Here is a 23,586-nt window from a genome sequence, read left to right as displayed (position 1 = left end):
GGCGTCATGGCGATGACAGTGGACGAACTCAGGCGCAGGTTTCCGGAAGTCGGCGGGGAATTCTCGCTGACCTTCGCGGAGCTGGACATCCCTGGTACGGAAGAACTCTTCAAGACCTATCTCGGCGGAGACCTCAACCTGACCGACGTGACCGAGGCCGATCCCCAGGCGCTCACCCTGACGGGGCACATCACCATCCCGCACTGTCCCGCCGGCGCCGAGATCACCGTCTCCTTCGGCGCGAACACCACGGCCGTTCCGCCGGTCGTGGCGGGGATCACGGCCGACGTCACACTGACCACCGACACCGACCCGGACGCCTGGCAGGTCGAACTCCCGTATCTCCGCGCCCATATGGGCTTCCTCCGGGTGTACGGATGCGACCGGCTGCTGTTGGTGCTGTCGGCCGAACCGCGGGCCGGGGGAGTGGTCTCCTCCGCTGCGGCCGTGGGTGCGGACCTGCCGTTCGCCGCCGCCGGACCACGCGGGCTGCGGCTGCGCGCCGTACCGCTGACCGGCGCGGCGGCCAGCACCGTCTCGCTGGTGGGTGACTTCTCCGGTGTGACGCTCGCGAACCTGTCCGAGCTGGCGGGGATCGCGCCCGGGGCGGGCGGCGGGCAGTTCGCGCTGCCGGACCTGCCGGGGCTGGAGCTTCCCGGGCGCTTGGAGCTCGCCGGAGTCGGTCTCGTGTGCGCCGTCGACCCCGACCACGCTTCGCTGGGTCTGGAATCCGTGCTCAGCGCTTCGCTCCGGGTGCACATTCCCGCCCAATGGCCCCTGCTGCCCGGCAAGTTCGAGCTGGCGGACGTGGACGTCGAGTACGCGGTGACCTCGCCACGCCACTCGCCGAGCGTGCGCGCGCGACTGGGCGCCACCCTGCGCATCGGCGAGGCGATCGTCGGCGCATCGGTAGTGGTTCCCGAGCTCGACCTGGACGCCGGGCTGCTGCAGCCGCTCCCGCTGGTGGATGTCTTCCGCCTGTTCCTGCCGGACGCCACCATGCCGACCGGTGATGTCGAAGCGTTCAGCGCCTGGATCAACGCGCGCTCGAAGAGCTATGCCGTCAGCCTGGACGTGGCCGGGCCCTGGCGGATCTCGGACGCCGTCGCACTGACCGGGATGCGCCTGTCCGTCGAGGGCACCGGCAGCGGCCGTCCCGCAGGCCGGCTGCTCGCGGACCTGGCCGTGGGGCCGGCCACGTTGGCCCTCGAAGCCGCGTACGACAGCGGCCGGTGGAGTTTCACCGGGACCGCTCGGAACATCCGGCCGGGCGACCTCTTCGGTCTCTTCGGTGTGGCGCCACCGGCGCTGCTGAACGAGGTGACGGTCCACCAAGTCACACTGTCCTTCGACAGCGCCGGCCAGGCATTCGATGTGGTCTCTTCCTGCGCCTTTCCGCTGGGCGATGCCGACGCCACCCTTGACCTCGGGGTCCACCTCACGCGACGCCTCTCCGGCGGGTACGACAAGGAGGTCGCGGGCACGCTCACCGTCCTCGTACCGGACGGGGCCGGCGGCACACGTGCGCTGCGGTTCGATGTCTCCTACGAGGAGAGCGGCACCACCAGCGTGCTGACGGCCACGGCGGCCGCCACCCCGGGCGTGCCGCTGACCGACCTCGCCTCCGCGATCGGGCTGGAGCTGCCGCCCGGGCTCCCCTCCGGGCTGCTTCCCAGGCTGGAGGCGCTGGCGCTGCGGTACGCGTCTCCCGCCGGCCGGCTGCTGCTGGCGTCCGCCACGGCCGCCGGCGCGGGGGTCGTCCTCACGGCGGTACCGGGCAACGCGGAGCCCAACGGCCGCACCTGGGCCGCGCTGGTGGCCGCGTCCTTGTCGGCCCGGCTGTCGGACCTGCCGCTCCTGGCCGGCCAGGTACCCGCCGAGGCCGACCTGGGTGTCACCGGCGTACAGTTCCTGCTCGCCTCGGGCAGCCTCACGCCGGCGCAACTGGGCACGGTCAACGGCGATATCGCGGCCGTGGAGACCGCCACCGGAAAGCGCTTCCCCCGGCTCCCGCAGCCACCGGCCGGTCTCCCGAAAGGGGCCGTGCTCTCCCTCCCGTACGAGATCGCGGGCCGGGCACAGGAGCCCCTCGCCGTCGCCTTCGGCGGCGGTCAGAAGCAGCTCGCGGTCCGGAGCGGCGACAGTGCGCCGGGATCCGTCGCCTGGGCCGACATCGGCCGCTCCTTCGGACCACTGCACGTGCAGCGCATCGGCGCCGGCTTCGACTCCGGCAAGGTGCTGGTGCTGTTCGACGCGAGCATGGGTGCCGCCGGATTCACCCTCGGGGTGCTCGGCCTGGGCATCGCCCTGGACCTCGACACCATGAGCGTGGAGCCCCGCCTCCAAGGGCTCGCCATCGACCTGCGCCGCAACCCGCTGCACATCGCGGGCGCGCTCGTCAACGAGCAACCCCCGCCCACTGGCTACCAGATCATGGTCAAGGGCATGCTCGTCGTCGAGATGCCGAAGTTCGGGGCGGTGGCGCTCGGTGCGTACCAGCGCCGCGGCGACGGCATGACCTCGCTGTTCGCCTTCGGGCGGCTCACCGGTACGTTCGGCGGGCCGCCCCCCTTCCGCGTCACCGGCTTCGCCCTCGGCTTCGGCTACAACAGCGGCGTCCGCGTCCCGGAGCAGACCGAGATCGCCCAATTCCCGCTGGTCTCCGGGCTGGACGGCGGCCTCGACGACGACCCGCTCAAGACGCTCGCTCTGCTCACCGACGGGCCCCATCCCTGGGTCCGGCCCACCGAGGGGCAGATCTGGCTGGCCGGTGGCATCGACTTCACCTCCTTCGAGTTCGTCCAGGCACGCGTCCTGCTGCTGCTGGAAGCCGGCAACTCCCTGACCCTCGCGCTGATCGGACGCGCCACCGCGAGCTTTCCGAAGAAGGGCACGAAGAAGTACGCACGCGTCGGCGTCGACCTGCGCATCGTCTACCAGTCCGCGCGCGGCGAACTCGCCGCCACCGCACAGCTCGTGGACTCCTACGTCATCGACCCGTCCTGCGTGCTCACCGGTGGCTTCGCCTTCTACTCCTGGTTCGGACCGAGCCCGCACGCCGGGAACTTCGTCCTCACCGTCGGCGGTTACCACCCCGACTACGACAAGGCCAGGCCCGACTACTTCCCGGTCGTGCCCCGCCTCGGCTTCACCTGGTCGGTCGGCTCCGCCGTCACCGTCAGCGGCGGGGCGTACTTCGCGCTCACCCCCAACGCGGTGATGGCGGGCGGCTCGCTGGACGTGCGCTACAAGGCCGGCAACGTCGAGGCCTGGCTGACCGCGCGTGCCGATCTGCTGATCCAGTGGGCGCCCCTGCACTTCCGGGCCGGGATCTCGGTCCGCGTCGGCGCCCGGGTGAAGCTGCTGTTCACGGTCAGCGGCGAGATCGGCGCCTCGCTCGATCTGTGGGGGCCGCCCACCGGCGGCACGGTCACCGCGACGTTCGTCTTCATCACCGTCACCGTCGGGTTCGGCGCCGCGCTGTCCGGACCGGCGGCGCTCACCTGGGCCGAGTTCCGCACCCAGCTCCTGCCGCCCGAGGCACCGCTCACCGCGCACCCGCTCACCGGGCTGCGCACCGACTCCGACGCCGACCACGCGCTGCAGGCCGCCCGGATCAAGGCCGGTGCGGAGCCGTGGCTGGCCGACCCGGCGGGCTTCTCGTTCGCGGTCTCGACCGTGGTGCCCACGGCCCGGGTCCGGTTCAACGACCGCCCCCCGGAGGGCGGGAGCACCGTCGACATCCGGCCCATGAAACAGAAGCACGTCGACGGACTGCTGCACGTCACCGTCGAGTACAGCGACACCCGCCGCGGGCAGCGCGCTTCCTGGCGGTCGCTCCCCGACGAGGACCGGTGGCTGAGCGACCCGGTCCGCAGCAAGGTGCCCTTCGCGTTGTGGGGCGACCCCGACGTCCCCCAGGACAAGACCCTCGGTCAGGACCCGCTGCTCGAGCACCGCACCGGCCTGCACATCACCGTCCCCCCGCCCACGGTCAAAGGCCAGGACCTCGGGCCGATCGCCGAGGCCGACCTCGCCTGGGAGAAGCTCCACCCGGACGCCACCCTGCCGCTCGACCCGGATGCCGGACCCACCGGCTCTCCGGTCGCACTCGCCGATCCACTCGGGGCCGGAGTGGGCGTAGTCGCCCAACAGATCGCCAACCTGGCGGCGGGCTCGGCCCGCACCCGTATGCACGGCGTGCTCGCCGGGCTCTGCCCGGACATCCCGCTGTCCAACGGCACGGTGGGCGACTACGCCGAGCAGGCCCGTACCGCGGGACTCGACGCGGATCCGCTGCTGCTCACCCAGGACCCCGCACCGCCCGCCCCCGGACCCGTCGTCCTCGTCCTCGACGACACCACCGGCGCGATCCTGTCCGTCGACCCCGCGACGACCGCTGTCGTCGGCCGGGTGCCGCTCGGCCGGCCCGGGCCGTACCTGGCGGCGACCTCGGCGGACGGCGCGACGCTGTACGCGGCCGGGACGGATCCCCGGCAGCTGGAGGTCGTCGACGTCGTCGCGCAGCAGGTACGCGCACCGCGCACCGGTATCCAGTTGACCGGCCGGCCCACCCTGCTCGCGGTCAGGAAGGACGACTCCCGGGCGGTGCTGGCCCGTCCGGATCGCATCGCGGCCGCCTCCGTCGACCTGGCCGGGAGCGCGGAGCCGGTCCGTACCGATGTGGACCGGCAGGACGTGCAGGCTTTCGGCGGCATCGCGGTCGACGTCGAGGCGGGACGGCTGTACGTCAACGCCAACGACGGCAGCAAGACCGTCACCTACGACACCTCGGTGGGCTCGAAGCTCGGCACGGTGCACGGGCCCGCGACACCCACGTTCGTCACTCCCGGGGAGCCGGGCCGCGTGTATGTCTACGGGGCCGAGGCCAGCACCAACGGACAGGTGCAGCTGGTCGCCGTCCCCACGCCCGGAGACTGGTACCAGCCGTACAACTTCCCGGCCCGTGGCCGGGGACTGGCCCTGCTCACCAACTCGGCCCGGCGCGGCGTGATGCTGCGCGAGACCGGTGACGGCGGCCAGGTGGTGACGCTCTACGAGCGGCACGGCTCCACCAAGGACACCATCGCGGAATCCTCGGTGCCCATCGGCCCCGCCCCACGCGCCCTCGTCCTCGACCCCGCCGACCGCGCCTGGGTACTGCACACGGCGGCCGTGTCCGTGGTCGGCGGCGGCCGCCTGATCGGCGAACTCGGCCTCGGAGCCCGGCCGTTGTCGGTCACCTTCACCCCGGACGCCGCCCGCGCGTTCGTCGCCTGCGCCGACGCGAGCGTCGCCGTCGTCGAGATCCAGGACGACGCGCCGGTCCTCACCGAACGATGGCCGCTGCCTCCCGGCACCGTGGCGTCGGCCGCCCTCTACACCGTGTTCGCCGACCACTCCTTCGAAGGGGCCGCCCGATGACGGACCAGCGCCACGCGCCCGCCGCCGACCCCGGCTTCGTCCTGCGCTTCCAGGACAACCGCGAGCCCGCCGTCGACGCCGGGCGCTACCGGGTCAAGGCCACCCAGACCCTGCCCGGCGTGGTGGGGGACACCGGCGACTACCTCAAGCCGGTCGAGGAGATCTTCGAGGTCCGCGCACCGCAGTTCGCCCTCGCCGACGAGCAGGTACACGCCGCCAACCCGGCACCCGAGGCCCGCTCCGACTACTCCACGACCCTCGCGCACCTCACGCTCACCGACCCGCTCCTGCCGTGGATGCGCCGTCTGGACGAACCCGGCGCGCTGGAGGCCCCACCCGCCGAACCCTGGCTGGCGCTGCTGCTGTTCGCGGCCGGCGAGCTGCCCGGCGATCCCGAGTCCGCCGGGCTCACCGTGCCCCTGACCGCCGAGCAGCTGCTCGCCGACGCGCCGGGGGTGCGGCACCCACGCGTCCGGCAGATCGAGGGCGACCCGACCGCGATCTGCCACACCGTGGAGATCCCCGGCGACGTCTTCACGGCCGTCGTCCCGCGCACCGACGAACTGCGCCACCTGACCCACGTTCGAGAGGTGCGCACGGATGCCGGACTGCGCGGCGAACAGCTCGCCGAGGGCACCTACGCGGTCGTCCTCGCCAACCGGCTGCCCGACCGTGAACACCGGATCCGCTATGCCGCGCACCTCGTCGCGCTGGAAGGCTGCCGGTCCATCCTCGCCGACGCGGACGCCGGGCGGCTGACCGCCGGGGTACGCATCCGCCTGGCCGCACTGCGGAGCTGGTCGTTCCTCAGCGACCCCGCACCGGGCGGAGGCTTCCCCGGGCGGGTCCGGCACTTCCTCTTCGACCAGCAGCACAACGAACGCGACCTGTTGCTGCGCGTCCCCCAGCCCCCGCCCGAGCCGCCGGCCGGCGCCGACCCCGCCGCGTACGCCACGGCCCGGGCCCGGCTGGTGTCGGGCCGGGTTCCGCTGACGTACGGGCTGGAGACCGGGGAGCGGAGCTGTGCCTGGTACCGGGGGCCGTTCACCGCCGAGCCCGCGCAGCCCCTGCCGGCCGCGCCCGCCGCCGGCTGGACGAGCGCCGCACAGCTGATGGCGTACGAGAAGGCGTGGGGGCTGTTCGACGCGGGCTGGGGCGCGGCCTGGACCCTGGGACGCGCACTGGCGCTCGCGGACGCGGACTTCGCGGCCATGCTGACGGCCTGGCACGCGAAGGCCCGGACCCGGGCGGCGGCGCTGGCGCAGCGGCTGGCGGCGGTGGGGCTGGACGTCGCGGACTCCGGTGACGCACGTGCCCTCACCCCCCGCCCCTTCGGCACCCTGCTCGAAGAGCTCGCCGCCGGTGGCGCCGCCGCGCGGCTGCTGCGCGCCGGCACGCACCCGGACGGATCACGGCACACGCCCCCGCCCGAGCCGTTCCACCGCGCGCCCGCCGCCGGGCGGCGCGGGGCCGGCCGGGCCGCCCGTACCGCCGAGCTGCTCGCCGACCCACCGGACGCGCTCCGTACCGCTCTCACCGCCCAACTCGCCGACGCCGCCGCCCCGATCAGCGCATGGCTGCAGCGGCTGCGCCTGCTGCACACCCTCCCCTTCGCCGACCTGGTCCCCGACGAGCGTGCGCTGCCCGCCGAGTCCCTGCGCCTGTTCTACGTGGACCAGGGCTGGCTCACCGGGCTGGTCTCCGGCGCGGCCGGCATCGCCCTCACCGGCGAGACCGACGCCGCCCTCGCCCGGATCGCCGCGCCCTGGAACCGTACCGACGCGCAGGAGCCGACGCCGCGGGCGGGCGTGCTGATCCGCTCCGCCCTGGTGCACGAGTGCCCGGGGCTGCTCGTCCGCCCGTACCGGGGGCACGGCGAGGGCCGTACGCCGCTGGCCGTGCTGCGGCAGGACGCCCTCGGACCGGACGTCCTGCTGGTCCTCTTCGAGCAGGTGCCCGACGAGGTGGAGCTCGCCGAGCCGCCCGAGGGACTGTCCTTCGGCATCGATCTCGACCTGGACCGCAAGCGGGTCATCGACCTGCGGCGCGTCGACGCACCGGATGTCGCCCGGCAGATCGACAGCGAGGCGTTCCCGCGCCCCGTCGGCGACGACGGACTCGACGCCTACCTCCGCCCCGACCCCGCGGGCCGCCCTGCCGTTCTCGACCTGCGCCCGGCCGCCGCCGACCGGCTGCTGCGGAAACTCGGCACCCGGCTGACCGAACTCGGCCAGCAGGCCGCCGCCGAGTTCGGCCCCGCCGGGCTCGCCGTCCAGCTCGTCAACATGCCCCGCCGCCAGCTGATCACCCGTGCCGGGGCACCCCGATGACCGCGAACACCCCGAAGGAAGGGCAGGACAGCGCCGTGACGCCACCCTCTGCGGCACCGGGCTCGCAACCTCTCGTCGTCCCGATGCAGATCGAGGCGCTCACCGTCAACGAACGCGTCCGGTGCGCCGAGGTCTTCCAGCGCTGGCAGGCCAACTACGCGCTGACCCGGCTCAACCTCTCGCCCGAACCGCCCGCGTTCTCCAACGCCGACACCGCCTTCAACGCCGACCCCGGCCGCGAGGGCGTCTACCTGCACTGGCAGTTGCCGCAAGCCCTCACCCACGGTGTGGACGAGCGGGGCGACGGCGTCCCGGTCTTCCCGCTGGTGCCCAACCGCTGGCTCGTCGTCCGGCAGGCCGTCGCCGACAGCTCCGGGGCACGGACCGACACCGGCTGGATCGTCGAGAGCGACCACCTGGACCCGGCCCACGGCTCCAGCAGCTACCTGGACCGGGACGGCCGCCTCACCCGCATCGGCCGCCGTATCGACCTCGCCGACGGCGCATGGCGCGAACCCGGCACGCCCGGCGGCCTGTTCCTGACCGCCGTCGGCCCGGGGCTGCCGACCTTCGCCGCGTACCAGCCGTACAACCTCGACGTGTTCTCCGTGCACGACCGCACCGACGACCTCGACCCGGACACCGCCTATCAGCTCAACTACCTGGTCGCGGGCTGGTACGGCGACCCCGCCGCCGATCCGCTCGCCGGCGACCTCGCGCAACGGATGGCCGCGCTCGGCTGGACGGCCACCGGCACGGCGCCCGATGCCGCCCGCACGGTCTGCCATGGCACCGCGCTGGACGTGCGGTGGCAGCGCCGGGGCAGCGGCCTGCCCGCCTCCGACCGGCCCGACTATGTCACCGTCGCGGTCGGCAACAACACCGAGCACGCCACCAAGGCACTCAAGGAGTACGCGGCCCGCCGGGCCGGCTCCCCGCCCGAACTGGCCGCACTGCTGTCGGCGGTGCACTCCGGGGTGCTCGACCTGCTCGAAGAACCCGACGGCGAGATCCACGCCGAACGCGCCGTGCACGCCTCCTGGTTCACTCCCGAGCCCGGCGGATACACCTGGGTGCTGGAGGAGGCCGAGAAGCCGAAGCCCGTACGCCACCGCCGGCCCCGTACGGCACGGACCGCCCATGCCCGAGCTCTCGCCGAGCTGAACGCGGCCCAGGCAGCGCACGACGCCGCGGTACGGGACCTGATCGCGGCGCAGCGCCGCCTGTACGACCTGTGGTGGGCGGCGAACCTGCCGAAGGTGCCGGAGGCGCCGGGGGAGGAACCCGGTGCCTATCGCCGGGAGCTCAACGCGAAGGTGACCGCCGCGACCGCCGAGGCCAGGGCCACCCGCGATGCGGTGGCCGCCGCACGGCGGAACATCCCGTGGGGTGACACCCCCGACGAACTCGCCGACGCCATCCGCGACTACCAGGAGAAGCACGGCCTGCCCGGCGCCGAGGTCGTCCTCAAGCGTGCCGTCCTCCCCGACCACCACCGGCCCAACGACCCGGTCGTGGTCATCCGGGGGACGAAGGACCGTCCGATCCCGCCCGGCCCGGAGCAGCTGGCCGCCGCGGACCCGTACACCGTGCGCGAGGGCGGCTACGACGACAGCGAGCAGGACGCCGCCCCACCGCTGGTGTGCCGCTGGCCGGACGCGCTCGTCACCGGCGTACGGGTCACGGGCACCCCGGTCTCCGCGACCGACGACCAGACCCCGAAGCCGCCCCACCTCCCTTCCCCCGACGGACTGTCCGGCGTGCTGCCGGCCCTGCTGCGCGAGCTGTTCCACCTGGCCTCCGCCAATGCCCGTACGCTCGCGGCGGTCACCGGCTTCACCGGGGACGTGGTGGCCCTGGCGGCAGCCATGCGCACCCCGTGCACCCACGCCATCGGCACCCCCGGCGCGTACACCGCACAGTGGCGGCAGCCCTGGCAGCCGCTGTTCTTCGAGTGGAAGGTCGACTACTTCCCCATCGCATGGCAGGGCGAGCCGGGCGGCGGCGCACCAGGGCGCGACAACTGGAGCTTCGACGGCACCGAGTACCACTGGCTCGGCACCGGTGCCCACTCCGTCCCGGTCACGCTCAGCGGCCGGCAGTTCCTCACCCCGGCCCCCGCGCAGACCCTGGCCGCCGCGCTGCGCCAGTACGCCCGCACCCATCCGGGGCCGGGCGCCGGCGCGTTGCGGGCACTGGCCCGGCAGGTCGAGGAGGACGCCGACTGGTTCTCCCAGCCCCTGGCCGGCTTCACCGAACAGCTCACCGCCAGGGCCGCCACCCCGGCCGCCCTCGACCCGCACGCCGAGCTGCCGGCCGACCTGCGCACCGCGCTCAGCGAGGCCGCCGCCCGTACCCTGCCGCCCGACCCGGGTGCCCTCCCGCGCCCGTTCACCGGCTGGAACCCGAGCCCGTACCAGCCGCTGCGCGCAGGGCAGTTCGCCTTCGCCCGGCTCGCCGTCATCGACCGCTTCGGACACGCCCTGCCCGCGATCTTCCCGGACCCGCACGCCCTGCGGTTCGCACCCGGCAACGAGCCCGGGGACGTCATCGGCGTCGGCGTGCCCGCACGCCGCTTCGCGCCCGAGCTGCCCGAAGAGCTCACTCCCTCCCTGAAGGACCCCGGGAATCCGGGCCAGGGCCACTGGACCATCAACCCGCCCACCTGGTACCGCTTCACCCAGCTCACCCCACGACTGACCCAGCCCGCCCGCGCCGGCTTCACCCTGCTCGACGCCCGCAACGACCTCAACCCGGTCCTCACCGCGAGCGACCCCGGCACCACCCCCGTCTCCGCCTGGCTGGTCCCCGGCTACCTCGACCGCGCACTGTACGCATACGGGCCCGACGGCGCCCCGCTCGGCGAGCTGCGCACCACCCTGCCGCCGAGCGGCGTCCCACGGGTGACGTGGCACGCGCTGCCGTACTCGCGGTACCGCACGCTCGACGACCTGCGCGACAACTACCCGCACCTGCACGGCTTCCTGACCGCGCTGGTCGCCCCCGACCGGGGCCCGGCCGCGCTCCGTTCCCTCCTCGCGGTCATCGACCGCACACTGTCCACCACCGCCCCGACCGGTGACGCGGCACCCCCGTACACCCCGAGCGTGCTCGTCGGCCGTCCGCTGGCACTGATGCGGGTACGCTTCGGCCTTGATCTCGACGGGCCGCCGTACGCCGACCCCGCGTGGCAGAACCTGCGCGATCCGCAGGCACCGGAATACCCCGGCTACCGCTGGCCCGTCCGGCTCGGCGAACGCAACGAGCTCACGGACGGGCTGGTGGGCTACTTCCACGGGGAGCACCGCACCACCGACTACCGCATCCTGCACACAGTGCTGAGTGACGCCGAACTCCCCGAGGAGGCACGGAACTACTTCGACCCGATCGGCACCGGCGCATCGCTGAAACTCCCGGCCAGGCCGCCGGGCAGCGACCCGGACCACCACAACGCCGCCTTCCTCACCCTGCTCGCCGACCCGCGCGGCACAGTGCACGCCACCACCGACGTCCTGCCGTGTGCCGAGGTCCGCCTGCCCGCCCGGCTGGTGGAACCGCCGCTCGCCCAGCTCCCGGTGTCCTTCCGGCTGGGGCCGCTGCCGGTGAGCGCCTACGCACCGGGCCCGGAAGCGGTACGCGCCGGGGAGCCGCCCGCGCTCGTCCTGCCGCGCCCCTCGGACCGCTACGGCACCTGGACCTGGGTGCAGAACGAGACCGCCGACGCGTGGAGCGAGACCGCCACACACGCCTCCGACGGCGAACCTCGCCACCCGCACCCGGCCCCCGACCTGCGCACCGGCCGCCTCACCCTGCGCCCGACCAGCGACGCCGACCAGACCGAAGGAGACCGCCGATGACCGACGCGTCCACGCCGTGTGTGCTCAGCTACGCGCTGACAACCGTCCCCAATCCGCTGACCGTCAGCCCGCCCAAGGTCGGCCCCGGCAACGAGGACGAGCTGGCCTACGGGGCCATCGACCTCGTCATCTCCAACAGCGGCAGCACGCCGGTGCGGTGCAGCCGTATCGCGATCGTGCTGCCGGTGGGTTCGCTAGCCCAGGACCTGGCGCTCAAGGGAGAGGGCATCTCGGGGTACGTCGAGCCCTCGTCGGGCTGGACGATCGTCGGTCCGCAGCCGGACGTGCTGCTCGCCGTGCCGACAGCCGAGACGGCGGTGTTCCCGGCGGCGGGGGAGACGACGGGCGAACCGTCGAAGGTGCGGTTCAGCGTGGAGCCGAGGGGCGGGGCGAGCGAGGTCACGGTCGACGGGCTGTACATCACCTTGAAGAACATCGCGGTGAGCAACAAGACGGGTGTCGCCCGGATCGGGATCGAGGAGTGGGCGACCACCGGGTCCACCATCCCGACCACGCCCAACTCCGGGGTGCTGGAGGTCGCGAAGTTCCCGTTCCGGAGCGGGGCGGATCCCTCGCCGGGGGTCGGGCGGGCGCTGGTGGCCGTCACCGGGGTCGGTGGGCCGCCGGCGACACGGATCGGGGCAGGGGCGCCGGTACGGCTGGAGTGGCACCATGCGCGCGGCGACAACCACGAGTTGTACATGGACGGGGAGCGGGTGACGGATTCCTCGATCGCGGGCGGGAGCGCGTACCCGGTGGCGGCCGGCCGGATGGCACGGGACACGGCGTTCGCACTGAAGACGGTGACGCCGACGCCGGACGGTGGGTATGTGACCCGGTGGGACCACCTGACGGTGTGTGTCACGGACCAGACGCTGGCGAGCCTGACGGTGAGCGGGCCGCTGACCGCCCAGGGCGCGGTGAAGGCCGAGCAGGCACTCGAGGTGACCGGAGCGGTGACCGCGAAGAGCACGCTGGGCGTCACGGGCAACACGACCGTCTCGGGGACGCTCGGGGTTGCGGGGAAGCTGACCGCGGACGGGGACGTCCAGGTCAACCAGGCGTTCAAGACGGGTTCGGCCGGCGAGTCGGTGTTCTACCACAACGTCACCGTCTACACGCCCAACAAGCTCATCGCGGGGCAGGACTTGCAGGTCAACGGCACGGTCACCGGGGGCCTCAGCGTAGCGGGGACGCTCTCCGCCGCCAGACTGTCGGCATCGCAGGACATCACCCGGAACGGCAAGGGTGCCATCTGCCACAACGACACGATCGGCCTCAAGAACACCAGGTATCCGGGATGGCTCTACGCCGCCAACGACTATTTCGACTACGACGGTGACCGGGCACGTGTGTTCAGGTGGAAGCCAGGCAATCGCGTGAACTCGGACGAATGGCAGGTGTCCCGGGACTCCACCGGCACAACGCTGGACGCGCCGGAGAACGCGGACAGCGGGGGAGCAGCACAGGCTGACGACGCGCCACGGGCCGACCCCGACAGCACGCCCAACTGAGCGGGCGGGGTGGGCTTGGTTCGCTTTGCCGGACTTCAGCAGTGAACGATCGGAGGGCATCATGGAATACGCCACAGAGTGCAACCCGGTAGACGTGAAAATGGCGGGCGGCCACGAATTCCGCATCACCCCCTCGAGCGAAGCGGAAAGGAAGCGGCTCGGCCTGTGGTTCCAGCGCTCCGACACGCAGCCGACCGGCGCCTACGCCAATGCCGATGAACCCATCGTGATCGAGGTCTCCGGTATCCCGGCGGGGACGACGATGGAAGCTGTTGTCGGGACCCACGGGTATGGCGGTTTCCTCCAGGAGGGCACAGAAGATCCGCGCACTTATCAACTCGCCGCGGGAGTCAATAAAATCCAGGACGCCACCGGCGGTCTGGTCTGGATCCGCGCGGTTTCCGACATGTGGTCTGCGAAAGCCTCGGCGCGCATCGAGATCACCGGTTCGGGTATCCGGCGCGTCCCGGTCTACCGGCAGGGTGAGCACACTCCCGCCGACTGGCCGTGGATGCTCGATCACGCGGAGATGAAGGAGAACCGCTCCCCTGTCCAACTGGTCGGTGAGCAAACCGTGCTCACCGTGTGGCGTGAGAGCGCGCTGCGCCACCGGGACCAGAACCCTGACGAGCTGCTGAACGCGTGGGAACGTATCCAGCAGTTCGAGGACGGTGTGAGCGGACAGGACGGTCGTACCGCCCGCGACATGAGGACGCCCCTGTGGATCCTGGTGTCCGAGAAAGTGGACGGAAATCCGAACGCGTCCAACTTCCGAGTCTCCCTCCCGAACAGCTGGGGCTACGACCGGCTGATGCTCACGGTCAAGGGGTTGAACGATTCCTGGGGCATCTGGCATGAACTGGGCCATATGCATCAGCAGATCTCCTGGACGCCGGGTGTCCTCGACGAGACAAGCGTGAACATCTACTCGTTGGCTGTTCAGCGCGCGTTGGGCCAGAAGTCCCGGGCAGCGGACTCCAACGATGCGGCGCAGACGTACCTGGCCATCCCGGAAGCGGAGAAAGACATCGCCAAGGCCGACCTCTTCGTCCGCCTCGTGATGCACGAACAGCTCCGTCTGGCTTTCGGGGAAGGGTACTACCCCAACTTCCACAAGGAGGCGCGTGCGAACGGGAACAGCGCTCTGTACCAAGGAGACGCCCAGTACCGGAAGTACTTCATGCTGACCGCTTCCAAGGCTGCGGGGAAGGACCTCACGGGCTTCTTCGTCAGGTGGGGAATGAAGCCCGACGCCAGGACGCGCGAGGCCATCGCCGCGCTGAAACTCCCGGCACCCGACCATGACCTCACCACGCTCCGTCTGCCCGCGTACTCCGCAGGATTCGGCGAGAACATCCTGCAGGTCCCGGGGTCCGGCAGTACGCCGAACACGGGGGGAATACTGGATCTTCTCGGGCGGCCGGTACGCCAGGCTCGCGGTGGGAGCCGACGGATCAAGCCGTATCGTGGTGTCCTGGCGGGATGTGACGACCGGCAACTGGCCCTCCCTGCGGGGAAGGACCCAGGTGGATGCCTCTCTGGCGGTTCCCGGCACCAGCGGCGAGTACTACATCTTCAGTGGCGACCAGTACGCCAAGATCAAGCTCACCGGCACCACGGACACCCATCTCCAGGACTGGCGCAGCATCTCGGACAACTGGCCCTCCCTCAAAGGACGAAGCACCCTCGACTCGGTGATGCAGGTGCCCGGCTCGGCCACCGGCACCGGCGCCCAGTACTGGGTCTTGTCCGACGACGAGTACACCAGGATCGAACTCAGGGGAACGCGGGACACCAGCCTGCAGTCGTGGAGGCCCAAGGGTGCGGACTGGCCCCTCCTGCGGCCTCCGCTGCCCGGTGACGAGGCCGACACGGACCCGGATGCCGAGCAGCAGGGCGTCTGAATGATCGTGTGAGCCGGCGGTTGCGACGAGCCGGTCAGGGCCTGCCCCGGGCCCTGACCGGCCGGTCGTACATCACCGCCGGGAACGCCCGGCAACCCTCGGTCAGCGGGCACGAGGGCCTGTACGCGATGCAGGCCATCTCTCCCGCCACCGGCCGGAGTTCATGCCCCCCCGAATCAAACGATCACGTTCGACAAGCGGATGGTGTCTGAGAAAACCTCACTGAATCAGTTCAATGTACGGATGGTCTGGGGATGCCGGGCAGATGTGAAATTGCATGCCATAGCCCCCGGCGAGGACGACCCTGGTGAAGTTCGCCGGGGGATTTCCCTGCGGCAGGGGCGGTGTGTCGCCGGCCTGGTCCTCGATGGGGGCCCAGCTCTCGCTGCCACCGTCCCATTCGGTCGAGGCGATCGTCAGCAGCGGGTCCATCTCGGTGTCGCACCCGGGGCAGCGCCGGGGCATGGGGTCGGTGAGGCCCCAGTTGCTCCAGCCGCCGACCTTCCAACCGGGGGAGACCGAGAGGTGGTTCAGGTAGAACTCCTCCGGGGCGGGCTCGTAGGAGCCGTCCACCGCTGATCCGGCCGCCTGCCACCTGTTCCAGTCGCCCAGTTGCTCCTGCAGCTCCTTGCTGAGCTCCAGGAAGTTCGGGTACTCGGTGACCTGCTCCGGTGTGAACAGGCAGGGCTCGGGCAGGTAGTCGGAGAACTGGATCGCGGAGGGCTCGGGAGGGGCGCCGAGGACCTCGGTGACCTCGGTGGCGGACCGCCAGAGCAGTACGGGCCTGGGGTTCGCCGGGTGGTCGAAGGGACACCAGAGGACCTGGAGGAGATCGGCCTCGGACGGCCCGAGCGTGCAGAGTTGAGGAATGTCACGCACGTACAGCTGGGCCACGGGCAGCATGGCGACCGGGCCCTCGGGCCACGGGCGGCCGGCCTGGAGCCGGTTGTCGGTCGCCAGTTCCTGGAGCGTGGCCCAGGGGCCCTGAGGTTCGCGGCGCCGCCGGTCTTCTATCGCCGCCCGGTGGCGACGCAGCAGCCGCACGTCCTTTGGCGAGGGGCCTGCGCTCGCACCGTGTCCTTCGTGCGGCTCGTCGCAGTGCGGCCACGGCTCGTCGGCGGGCCACAGCAGCGGCCCGCCGACGGAACTGTCGTGCACCGACGGTGGCCCGGGGCGGGGGTGCAACCGGGTCGCCGTGCGCGCTAGCGGGGCCAGTTGAGGGAAGAGCGCGGTGACGTCGAGCGGCCGCGGCGGGCTGGTGCGACTCATACTGACTCCCGTAGGCACTAACTGGTTGAGATCAGTTTCCGAGGTTGAGCAGCCCGGTGTTCCCCTTGGTGTTGGTGACGCCGGTGAGGGGCAGCAGACTCTGCGTTCCGTCCGCCCGCTGAATCGCGGCGCTCATGGTGACGCCCGTGGGGATCGTGCTGGCATCGTTCTTGTAGAGAGGTATCACCTGGTAGTAGACCGCATCGTCCGGCCCCATGGTGGTCGCCTCGACCGCTTCCTTCACCTCCTTCTCGTAGGTCCGCATGCTGGGTGTTCCGGTGTTCATCCCCACCTGCCAGCAGGGGACGAGGTTGTCCTGTCCGCCGTCCCGTACCTGCCCTTTCCCGCCGAGGATGTTGGCGATCAGGTGGCACCGGGCGAGCCCGTACGGTGCTGGGGTACCGGGCGCGGTGTGCGGGCGGGCGAATTCCTGTGCGTCCTGCCAGCCGGTGATGTTCCCGGAAGCCAGGCTGCCGCCGCCGAGTTTCTTCCGCAGGCAGGCTTGCGCACCGGCTGCCCGGGTACCGGCCGGGCTGGTCGGGTCGGTCTGGTTGCGGTGCGGGACCGGTTGGGTGCTGTTGAGGATCCACCCGTCGCCGGAATTGGCCTGCATCATCTTCAGGCATGCGGCCTTCGGCTTGGTGAGGCGCTCCGTTCTGCGCGCCGGCTCCGCAACGCAGATGTCGCCGTTCAGGAACTGGAAGTGGGATACGCCGGGATCGACCTCGGCTGTGTAGAGTCCCTCGTCCTGGTTCTTATCGCTCGTGTAGCCGCCCTGCCAGCTGCCGCGCAAGGCAAGGTTGCCTTGACTGGTGTACTCGTGGGCGTAGTTGTTCGGCCCCTTGATGGTGACGCGCCACTTGTAGCCGATGGCTGACCCGCCCAAGACATCGAACCCGGTCTCCATGGCGAACGGGTGGTGGTTGGACTTCTCCTTGAGCCTGACCCAGGTGATGCCGCATGGTCTGGGCTCGGCGGCCTTGAGCTGGGTCTTGGCCTGCTGGGCGGCGCGGCGCATCACAAGGTCCTTGTGGGCCGCCGGGATGGAAATGGTCTTCCCGTCGGCCAGCCGCACGGTGACGTTGCCCGCGCGGTCCGGCGTTGTGGTGACCAGCTCTGTCACCCGCACCGTGGTCATCTTGGACGTGATGGTGTGTTCCGTCGGGCCTTCCGTGACGGCGCTCCCGCGGTCGGCGGGGTACGTGGGCGCGGAGGCGGCCGTCGCTGTGCCACCACTGAACGCGACAGCGGCGGCCGTCGCGGCCACCGTCGCCCCTGACTGGGCACGGCGCAGCCTGTTCGGCTTTCGGCCCCGCCCTCCGCGGTGGCGACGTAAACCTGGTATGGACATGTTCATCCTCTTCTCCGTGTCTTCCGGTTGATACGGTCTCGGTTCGCGTACCGGATGCGCTCGGGGGGCATGCGGACGTCGCCGGGCCGCTGACATGGTCTTCTCGATCGAAATGTCCGCCTCTTGCCCAGACGGAACCCCCAGAGGGCAGGCGCGCCACCTTTGCCGCAGTCCCCTCATCGCGCTGGTGACGGCCTGCTTCCGTCGTTCTTAGGGCTGTTTGGGCAAGCGCACAAATATCGAGGCCACCCCGGCCGCCGAAGGCACTCGATTTCGGAATACGCGAATTGGCTGAATGCCGTGACTATTTGATGGCGGTCGGCCGCGCCGGCAGATCATGAAGGAACTGGTCCGAAACTCACTGATTGCCGGGGGCGTGGCAGCAGATTCACGGCCAAGCAGCCATCTCCACACTGATTGCGGCGGACTATATCTCCGCACATGAAATTCTGATGAAACCGTTCAAGGAAAGCCTGTCGAACCGTCCATGAAAGACCACGGGTTGCGCCCCAAAACCGACCGATTCCGTCATCGTCACTCCGCCTCTGCCGACGCTAAGTTCATCCTGATCAAGAACCATCCACCATCACACCGACCACACCACCGGCCGGGACTCCCCCTTGCCCCAACGCGGAGCCTGGTCCAAGGGGGATGAGCACGATGCGTCATTCACGATCATCCGGCCTCTGGAGAAGAGGGCTGACAGTCCTCACCGCGCTCGCTGCCTCCGCGCTCGCCGCTACAACGGCGACGACCGCTCCGGCCGCGGCAGCTCCGGCTGCGGTCAAGCCGGCCACTCCGGCGGCCGGTCAACCCAAGCCCGGCGATTCCTGTACGTCGGCCGACCTCGGCAAGCGCTACCCGTACATCAAGTCCACGCAGGTCGTTCCGACGATCACGCATTTCAAGGGCTGGTACGTCACCGAGGGGTCGACAGGCTCCCAGACAATCGAGACCAGCACACAGACCGTGGTCACGGTCCAGGTCGGCCTCTCCGCCAACATCCAGGGCAGCTTCCAGGTCGAGCTGCTCGGCCAGGTGGGCGGGACCCTGGGCCTGAACGTGCAGATATCTTCCAGTACCACCAGCAGTGAGTCCAAGTCGATCTCCTGGGACTTCCGCAGACCCGGCTACTACGCCCTATACGAGGGGACCCGCAAGGTCACCGGGCAGTACGGCAGCCTGAACTGCAACCGCGTCGACACCGGCAACGGCACCTACGCCACCAAGTGGGTCGATGGGCCCGAGAGCGGCAGCTACACCACCTACACCACCCTCGAAGAAGGCGCGGTCCGCTGCGAGGACACCGTCCCGGCCGGCAGCATCATGCGCAAGGCACAGGACCTCCTCGACTGCGGCTCCCCCGCCGCCACCGCGAAGCACCCGGCCGGACCGGTCCCCTCGGCCAAGGCCGACCAGGCCAAGCACGACGCCGACAACGCTGCCACAGCCGCCAAGGCCGCCCAGAGGATGAAGGCCACCCAGGCCGCCAAGCCCGCCCCGCGCGCCGCCCTGAACTGCCAACCCGCCGTCTACAGGATCGACGTCCCCGGCAAGCCCCTGAACTGGAGCGCACCGCTCCTGGCCAACGACGGCATCCGCCTGCGCCAGTCCAATTGGACCAGTGCCCACCTCGACAACTGGCGGCTGTGCAATGTGACGGAGAACAACGGGGTCATCGAGGCGTCCCTGTGGAACTGGGGCAACGGCGGTTGCGCGACCGTCCCGGCGAACATCGCCAACCTGGAACAGGCATACCTGACGACGGCCACCTGCGGGGAGGACGACCTCCAGCGGTTCTACATCTACCGCGACGTACCCGGCAGCTCGAAGATCGGTGTGCAGAACAAGTACACCGGCTCCATGATGGGCCACGACCGGTACGCGGACGGTGAGCTCATCCGCCAATACTCCAGCGGCAGGCAGGACGGTACGGGTACGTACAACCTGACCGGAGTCTGACGGCCCCCACCCCGTGAGCGCGGCCCCGCACGTGAACCCCCGGCCTCCCGGTTCCGTGCGGGGCCCTGCGCGTCTCTACCCCGAGCCCAGCCTCGGGGACCGGTGCCCGCGGTCGAACGTCCCCTGCTGCATACGGCGAACCCCTGCCCAGAGCGGTGCGCGCTTCAACTCGACGACAGGATCGAGGTCAACTCACGCGTATACGAGGCCGGTTGATGGTGACCAACGAGTTCTCGTCTCGGTTCGCCACCGACCCATCAGACAGGCCCTAGGCGTCTGGCCCGGGAAGGCGCCACCCCCCCAGCTGGCCGAGGAAACCGGCTGCTTTGGCCGCCTTGCCCCCGACGGGTACGTTGTAGCCCTTGTGGCGCAGGTACTGCTGGCGTCCCACGACCACGCCTGGGCCGGGCCGGCTGGTCGGTGCGCGTGCCCTTCGCGTGCGGTCGACTCGGGTCCGGCTCGGTTCGGGTCAGTGGATGTCGTGCGGGGTGCGCCGGTAGGTGGAGCGCCGGTCCTCGATGTCGGCCCAGCGGTCGCCGTAGACGGTCTCGGTGATGCCCGGTTCGCGGAGGAAGGCGTGCGGGAAGCCCAGCGGGACCGCACTGGTGGCGTCGAGGCGTTCGACGGCATCCGCGTCGAGCCGGACCTCGACGGCGGCGAGGTTGTCGGCCAGCTGGCTCTCCTTGGTGGCGCCGATGAGGGGGATGATGTTGCCGGGGCACTGGCGCAGCCAGGCCAGGGCCACCTGGGCCGGGCTCCAGCCGCCCTGTTCGGCGACCTCCAGGACGGCGGTGATCGTCTCGTCCTCGTTGTGGTCCTGGAAGGTGGCCGCGTCCTCGGTGGTCAGCCGGCCGGTCTCGCCGCTTCGGTACTTGCCGGTGAGCTTGCCGGCCGCGAGCGGGGCCCAGGCCAGCACCGCCAGGTCGAAGGCGCGGGCCTGCGGCAGCAGTTCGCGTTCCACGGTCCGCTCCAGCAGGTTGTAGCGGAGCTGGGAGCCGGCGAACGCGGTCCAGCCGCGCAGTTCGGCGAGGGTGTTGGCCTGCGCGATCTCCCAGGCGGGCCAGTCCGACACGCCGAGGTAGAGCACCTTGCCGGAGCGCACGAGGTCGTCCAGGGCGCGCATGACCTCCTCGACGGGGGTGAAGTTGTCCCGGGCGTGCACCCACAGCACGTCGAGGCGGTCGGTGTTCAGCCGGCGCAGGCTGGCCTCGACGGACTGCACCAGGTTCTTGCGGTGGTTGCCGCCGGCGTTGACGTCGCCGCTCGCGGTGGCGCAGGTGTACTTGCTGGCCAGCACGAACCGGTCCCGGCGGTCGGCGAGCAGTTCGCCGAGCATGGTCTCGGAGGTGCCGCCGGTGTAGTTGTTGGCGGTGTCGAGGAAGTTGCCGCCGGCCTCGGCGTAGGCGTCGAGGATGCGGGCACTGGTGTCCTTGGCGGTGCCCCAGCCCCAGTCCTCGCCGAAGGTCATGGTGCCCAGGGCCAGTTCGCTCACCCGCAGGCCGGTCCTGCCGAACAGTGTGTACCGCATGTGTTCCCCTCTGGTCGGTGGTGGATCACACGCTAGGAGCTGGAGCGCGCTCGAAGGCAAGCCGACATTCCCGCCGACGGGTGGCCGGAGGGCGCGGGTGGTGCGGCGCCTCCCGGCCGGTCCTGCGGGCGAAGGTGGGCCTGATCCTCTTCCTGTGGCTATGAAGCGCCTGTGAGGGGGCCGCCGGTCATCCCGCGTGCACCCGGCGGTTCTTCGTGAGGGTGCGAACGGTGGAACGGGCTGTGCGCGCGGTGTCGATCACGGTGGTGCGGGCTCGGTGTGCGGCTTCCCGTGCGGGTCCGAGTGAGCGTCGCCCTGGGCCGCGTCGCAGGAGGTCCTCGTACAGGTCGAGGTGTCGCTCGGCTATGCGGGCAGGGGCGAAGCGGGCGGAGTTCTTCCGGGCGGCCTCGCCCATCTGCCGGCGCAGCGCGTCGTTGTCCACGAGTTCGAGCAGGGCGGCTGCGACGGCTCGTGGGTCGCCGGGGAGGACAAGGCGTCCGTCGACGCGGTCTGTGATGATCTCGCGTGGCCCGACGGGGCAGTCGGTGGAGACGACGGGCAGACCGCAGCGCATGGCCTCGACGAGGGTCATGCCGAACGATTCCCGGTCGGAGGTGGAGACCGCGAGGGAACCTTTGGCCCATTCGGCTTCCATCCGTTCGGCGCTGCCCATGAGGTGGACGTGTCGGGTCAGGCCGAGTTCGTGGATCAGGGCGGAGAGGTTCGCCCTCTCGTTGCCGGTGTGGTCGCCGCTGCCGAAGATGCGTAGCTGCCAGTCGGGGTGGGCGGCGGCGACCTCGGCGAATGCGTGGATGAGGACGTCGTAGCGTTTCACCGGAGTGAGCCGTCCTGCCGCCACGATGATCTTGCTGGTGTCGTCGGGCCGGCTCGTGGGGGCGGCGGGAACGCTGTTCGGCACGGCTTCCACCCTCAGGCCGGGCAGGGCGAGCCGCCGGTAGCTGGACGCGTCGGCGTCGGTCACGGTGGTGAGGGCGTCCAGCAGCCGGTAGCGGTGGCGTATCTCGTGCCGCATGGACCGGCCGTGGCCCGCGAAGGTCAGGTGCTCCTGCCCTACGCGGATGGCGTCGTGGTGTGCCTGGCGGGCGATGTGCACGTTCAGACCCGGCCTGGTTCCGACCACCACGTCGGCGTCCAGACCCGACAGGTACCGGCCGATCCTTTCGTCCGTGAGCCGGCTGTACTGCTTGTGCCGGCCGTCCGCACGGGGAAAATCCCTGGCGGGCCGGGCGTGCCGGGAGTCGTCGGCGTCACTGTCGGCGGTGGTCGTGCGCAAGTCGACCAGAGGGGTCAGCCGCACGTTGGGGGGCGCGCCCATGGTCGGCACGCTGCGGTGGCGGAGGACCGAGATGATCTCGACGTCGTGGTGCTCCGCGAGTGCCGCGGCGAGGTTGAACGTCGACCTGATCGTTCCACCGATGCCGTAGGCGTTGTGAAGGAGGAAGGAGATGCGCATGGGGCGGCACGTCTTTCGCTGGGGCACGGGGTTCTTCGGCCAGGAGATGCCGGCCGTACGTCACGTGGGCCGGGACTTGAGGAATCGCTCACGGCTGACGAGTGGGTGGTGCGAGGGCGGCTGTCCGGCGGACGGTCGGTGCGACCTCAGGGGTGGTAGACGGTGCCGGGCTGCGGGCGGGCGGGGGAGAGGAGTTGGGGGACGGTGACGAAGGTGTATCCGCGGGAGCGGAGTTCGTCGATGATCCTCGGGACGGCGGGGACGGTGCCGTCGTAGATGTCGTGGAGGAGGATGATGCCGTCGCGGGTGGCCTGCTGGAGTATGCGGTCGCCGATGAGCTTGGTGTCGGTGGTGGCGTAGTCGCTCGCGGTGGCGTTCCACAGGACCTCGGACAGGCCGAGGGACGTGGCTACCGCATGCACCTTGTCGTTGGTGCCGCCCTGGGGCGGGCGCATGAGGGTGGGTGCCTTGCCGGTGATGTTCTTGATCGCGTCCTGGGTGCGGCCGAGTTCGTCGCGGATCCGATCGTCGGATATCTGGTCGAGGCGCTCGTGGCTCCAGGTGTGGTTGCCGATCTCGTGTCCCTCGGCGGCTTCCCGGCGCACCAGGTCCGGGTACGGGACGACGTGGTTCTTGCCGAGCAGGAAGAAGGTGGCATGCACCCTCTTCTCCTTGAGGATGTCCAGGAGCCGAGGGGTGTGCGGCCCGGGGCCGGCGTCGAAGGTCAGCGCGATGCACTTCGCCTTCGAGCAGTCCACCGCCTGGCCACTGCCGTCCGCCGCCTCCGTCATCGCGGCCCTGGCGTTGCCGTCGGCCTGGGCCCGCGCCTCGGCGGGCGTGGTGCGCCCCTGACCGCAGCCGGCAAGGAACGCGCCGCTGACGACCAGGCCGAGGGCCACGGATACGACCCGACGCCGGCCGGCCCGGCCGCGCCGGTGGAGCTCGTGGAGCCGGTGGAGCCGCCCGACCCAAC

11 protein-coding genes are annotated in these 23,586 nt (G+C 70.9%); 6 read left to right on the top strand and 5 right to left on the bottom strand.

The window, feature by feature from the left end; all coding sequences use genetic code 11:
* Positions 1-6 precede the first annotated feature (6 nt).
* From AZE13_RS29085 to AZE13_RS34645, 5 genes are all read left to right on the top strand, one after another.
* On the top strand, positions 7-5,424 hold the full coding sequence (locus AZE13_RS29085; RefSeq protein WP_147264752.1) for a DUF6603 domain-containing protein: 5,418 nt from the start codon (positions 7-9) through the stop codon (positions 5,422-5,424).
* Positions 5,421-7,754: a hypothetical protein gene (locus tag AZE13_RS29080; RefSeq protein ID WP_066938464.1), complete on the top strand. Its 2,334-nt coding sequence runs from the start codon at positions 5,421-5,423 to the stop codon at positions 7,752-7,754. The genes AZE13_RS29085 and AZE13_RS29080 overlap by 4 nt, the downstream gene beginning before the upstream one ends.
* Positions 7,755-7,789: 35 nt before the next feature.
* A complete protein-coding gene (locus AZE13_RS29075) occupies positions 7,790-11,611 on the top strand; it encodes a hypothetical protein (RefSeq protein ID WP_147264751.1) in 3,822 nt (1,273 codons plus the stop codon).
* Positions 11,608-13,125 carry a hypothetical protein gene (locus AZE13_RS29070; RefSeq protein WP_066938461.1) on the top strand — a complete coding sequence of 506 codons (1,518 nt, stop codon included), beginning with the start codon at positions 11,608-11,610 and terminating at the stop codon, positions 13,123-13,125. The genes AZE13_RS29075 and AZE13_RS29070 overlap by 4 nt, the downstream gene beginning before the upstream one ends.
* Before the next feature lie 61 nt (positions 13,126-13,186).
* Positions 13,187-14,986 carry a M60 family metallopeptidase gene (locus tag AZE13_RS34645; protein WP_079124491.1) on the top strand — a complete coding sequence of 600 codons (1,800 nt, stop codon included), beginning with the start codon at positions 13,187-13,189 and terminating at the stop codon, positions 14,984-14,986.
* 262 nt (positions 14,987-15,248) lie between these two features.
* Here the strand turns inward: AZE13_RS34645 and AZE13_RS29055 are convergent, their stop codons facing one another.
* Together AZE13_RS29055 and AZE13_RS29050 are read right to left on the bottom strand one after the other, a co-directional pair.
* Positions 15,249-16,298: a hypothetical protein gene (locus tag AZE13_RS29055; protein WP_066938453.1), complete on the bottom strand. Its 1,050-nt coding sequence runs from the start codon at positions 16,296-16,298 to the stop codon at positions 15,249-15,251.
* Positions 16,299-16,329: 31 nt separating this feature from the next.
* Positions 16,330-17,436 carry a DNA/RNA non-specific endonuclease gene (locus AZE13_RS29050; protein WP_079124495.1) on the bottom strand — a complete coding sequence of 369 codons (1,107 nt, stop codon included), beginning with the start codon at positions 17,434-17,436 and terminating at the stop codon, positions 16,330-16,332.
* 873 nt (positions 17,437-18,309) lie between these two features.
* Between AZE13_RS29050 and AZE13_RS29045 the strand changes: the two genes are divergently transcribed.
* Positions 18,310-19,611, top strand: coding sequence for a hypothetical protein (locus AZE13_RS29045; protein WP_079124490.1), 1,302 nt, complete (start codon positions 18,310-18,312; stop codon positions 19,609-19,611).
* 469 nt (positions 19,612-20,080) lie between these two features.
* Here the strand turns inward: AZE13_RS29045 and AZE13_RS29040 are convergent, their stop codons facing one another.
* The 3 genes from AZE13_RS29040 to AZE13_RS29030 all read right to left on the bottom strand — a co-directional run bounded on the left by AZE13_RS29040 (position 20,081) and on the right by AZE13_RS29030 (position 23,512).
* A complete protein-coding gene (locus AZE13_RS29040; RefSeq protein WP_066938448.1) occupies positions 20,081-21,139 on the bottom strand; it encodes an aldo/keto reductase in 1,059 nt (352 codons plus the stop codon).
* A gap of 187 nt (positions 21,140-21,326) precedes the next feature.
* Positions 21,327-22,613: a glycosyltransferase family 4 protein gene (locus tag AZE13_RS29035; protein ID WP_066938445.1), complete on the bottom strand. Its 1,287-nt coding sequence runs from the start codon at positions 22,611-22,613 to the stop codon at positions 21,327-21,329.
* A gap of 146 nt (positions 22,614-22,759) precedes the next feature.
* Entirely contained in the window at positions 22,760-23,512 is a 753-nt protein-coding gene (locus AZE13_RS29030; RefSeq protein ID WP_258528055.1) for a polysaccharide deacetylase family protein, read from the bottom strand.
* Positions 23,513-23,586 lie beyond the last annotated feature (74 nt).

The organism is Streptomyces sp. NBRC 110611 (assembly GCF_001590865.1).
Classification (GTDB): Bacteria; Actinomycetota; Actinomycetes; order Streptomycetales; family Streptomycetaceae; genus Streptomyces.
The sequence above is the reverse complement of the archived record's forward strand: the minus strand, read 5'-3'. Positions and strand labels throughout refer to the sequence as shown.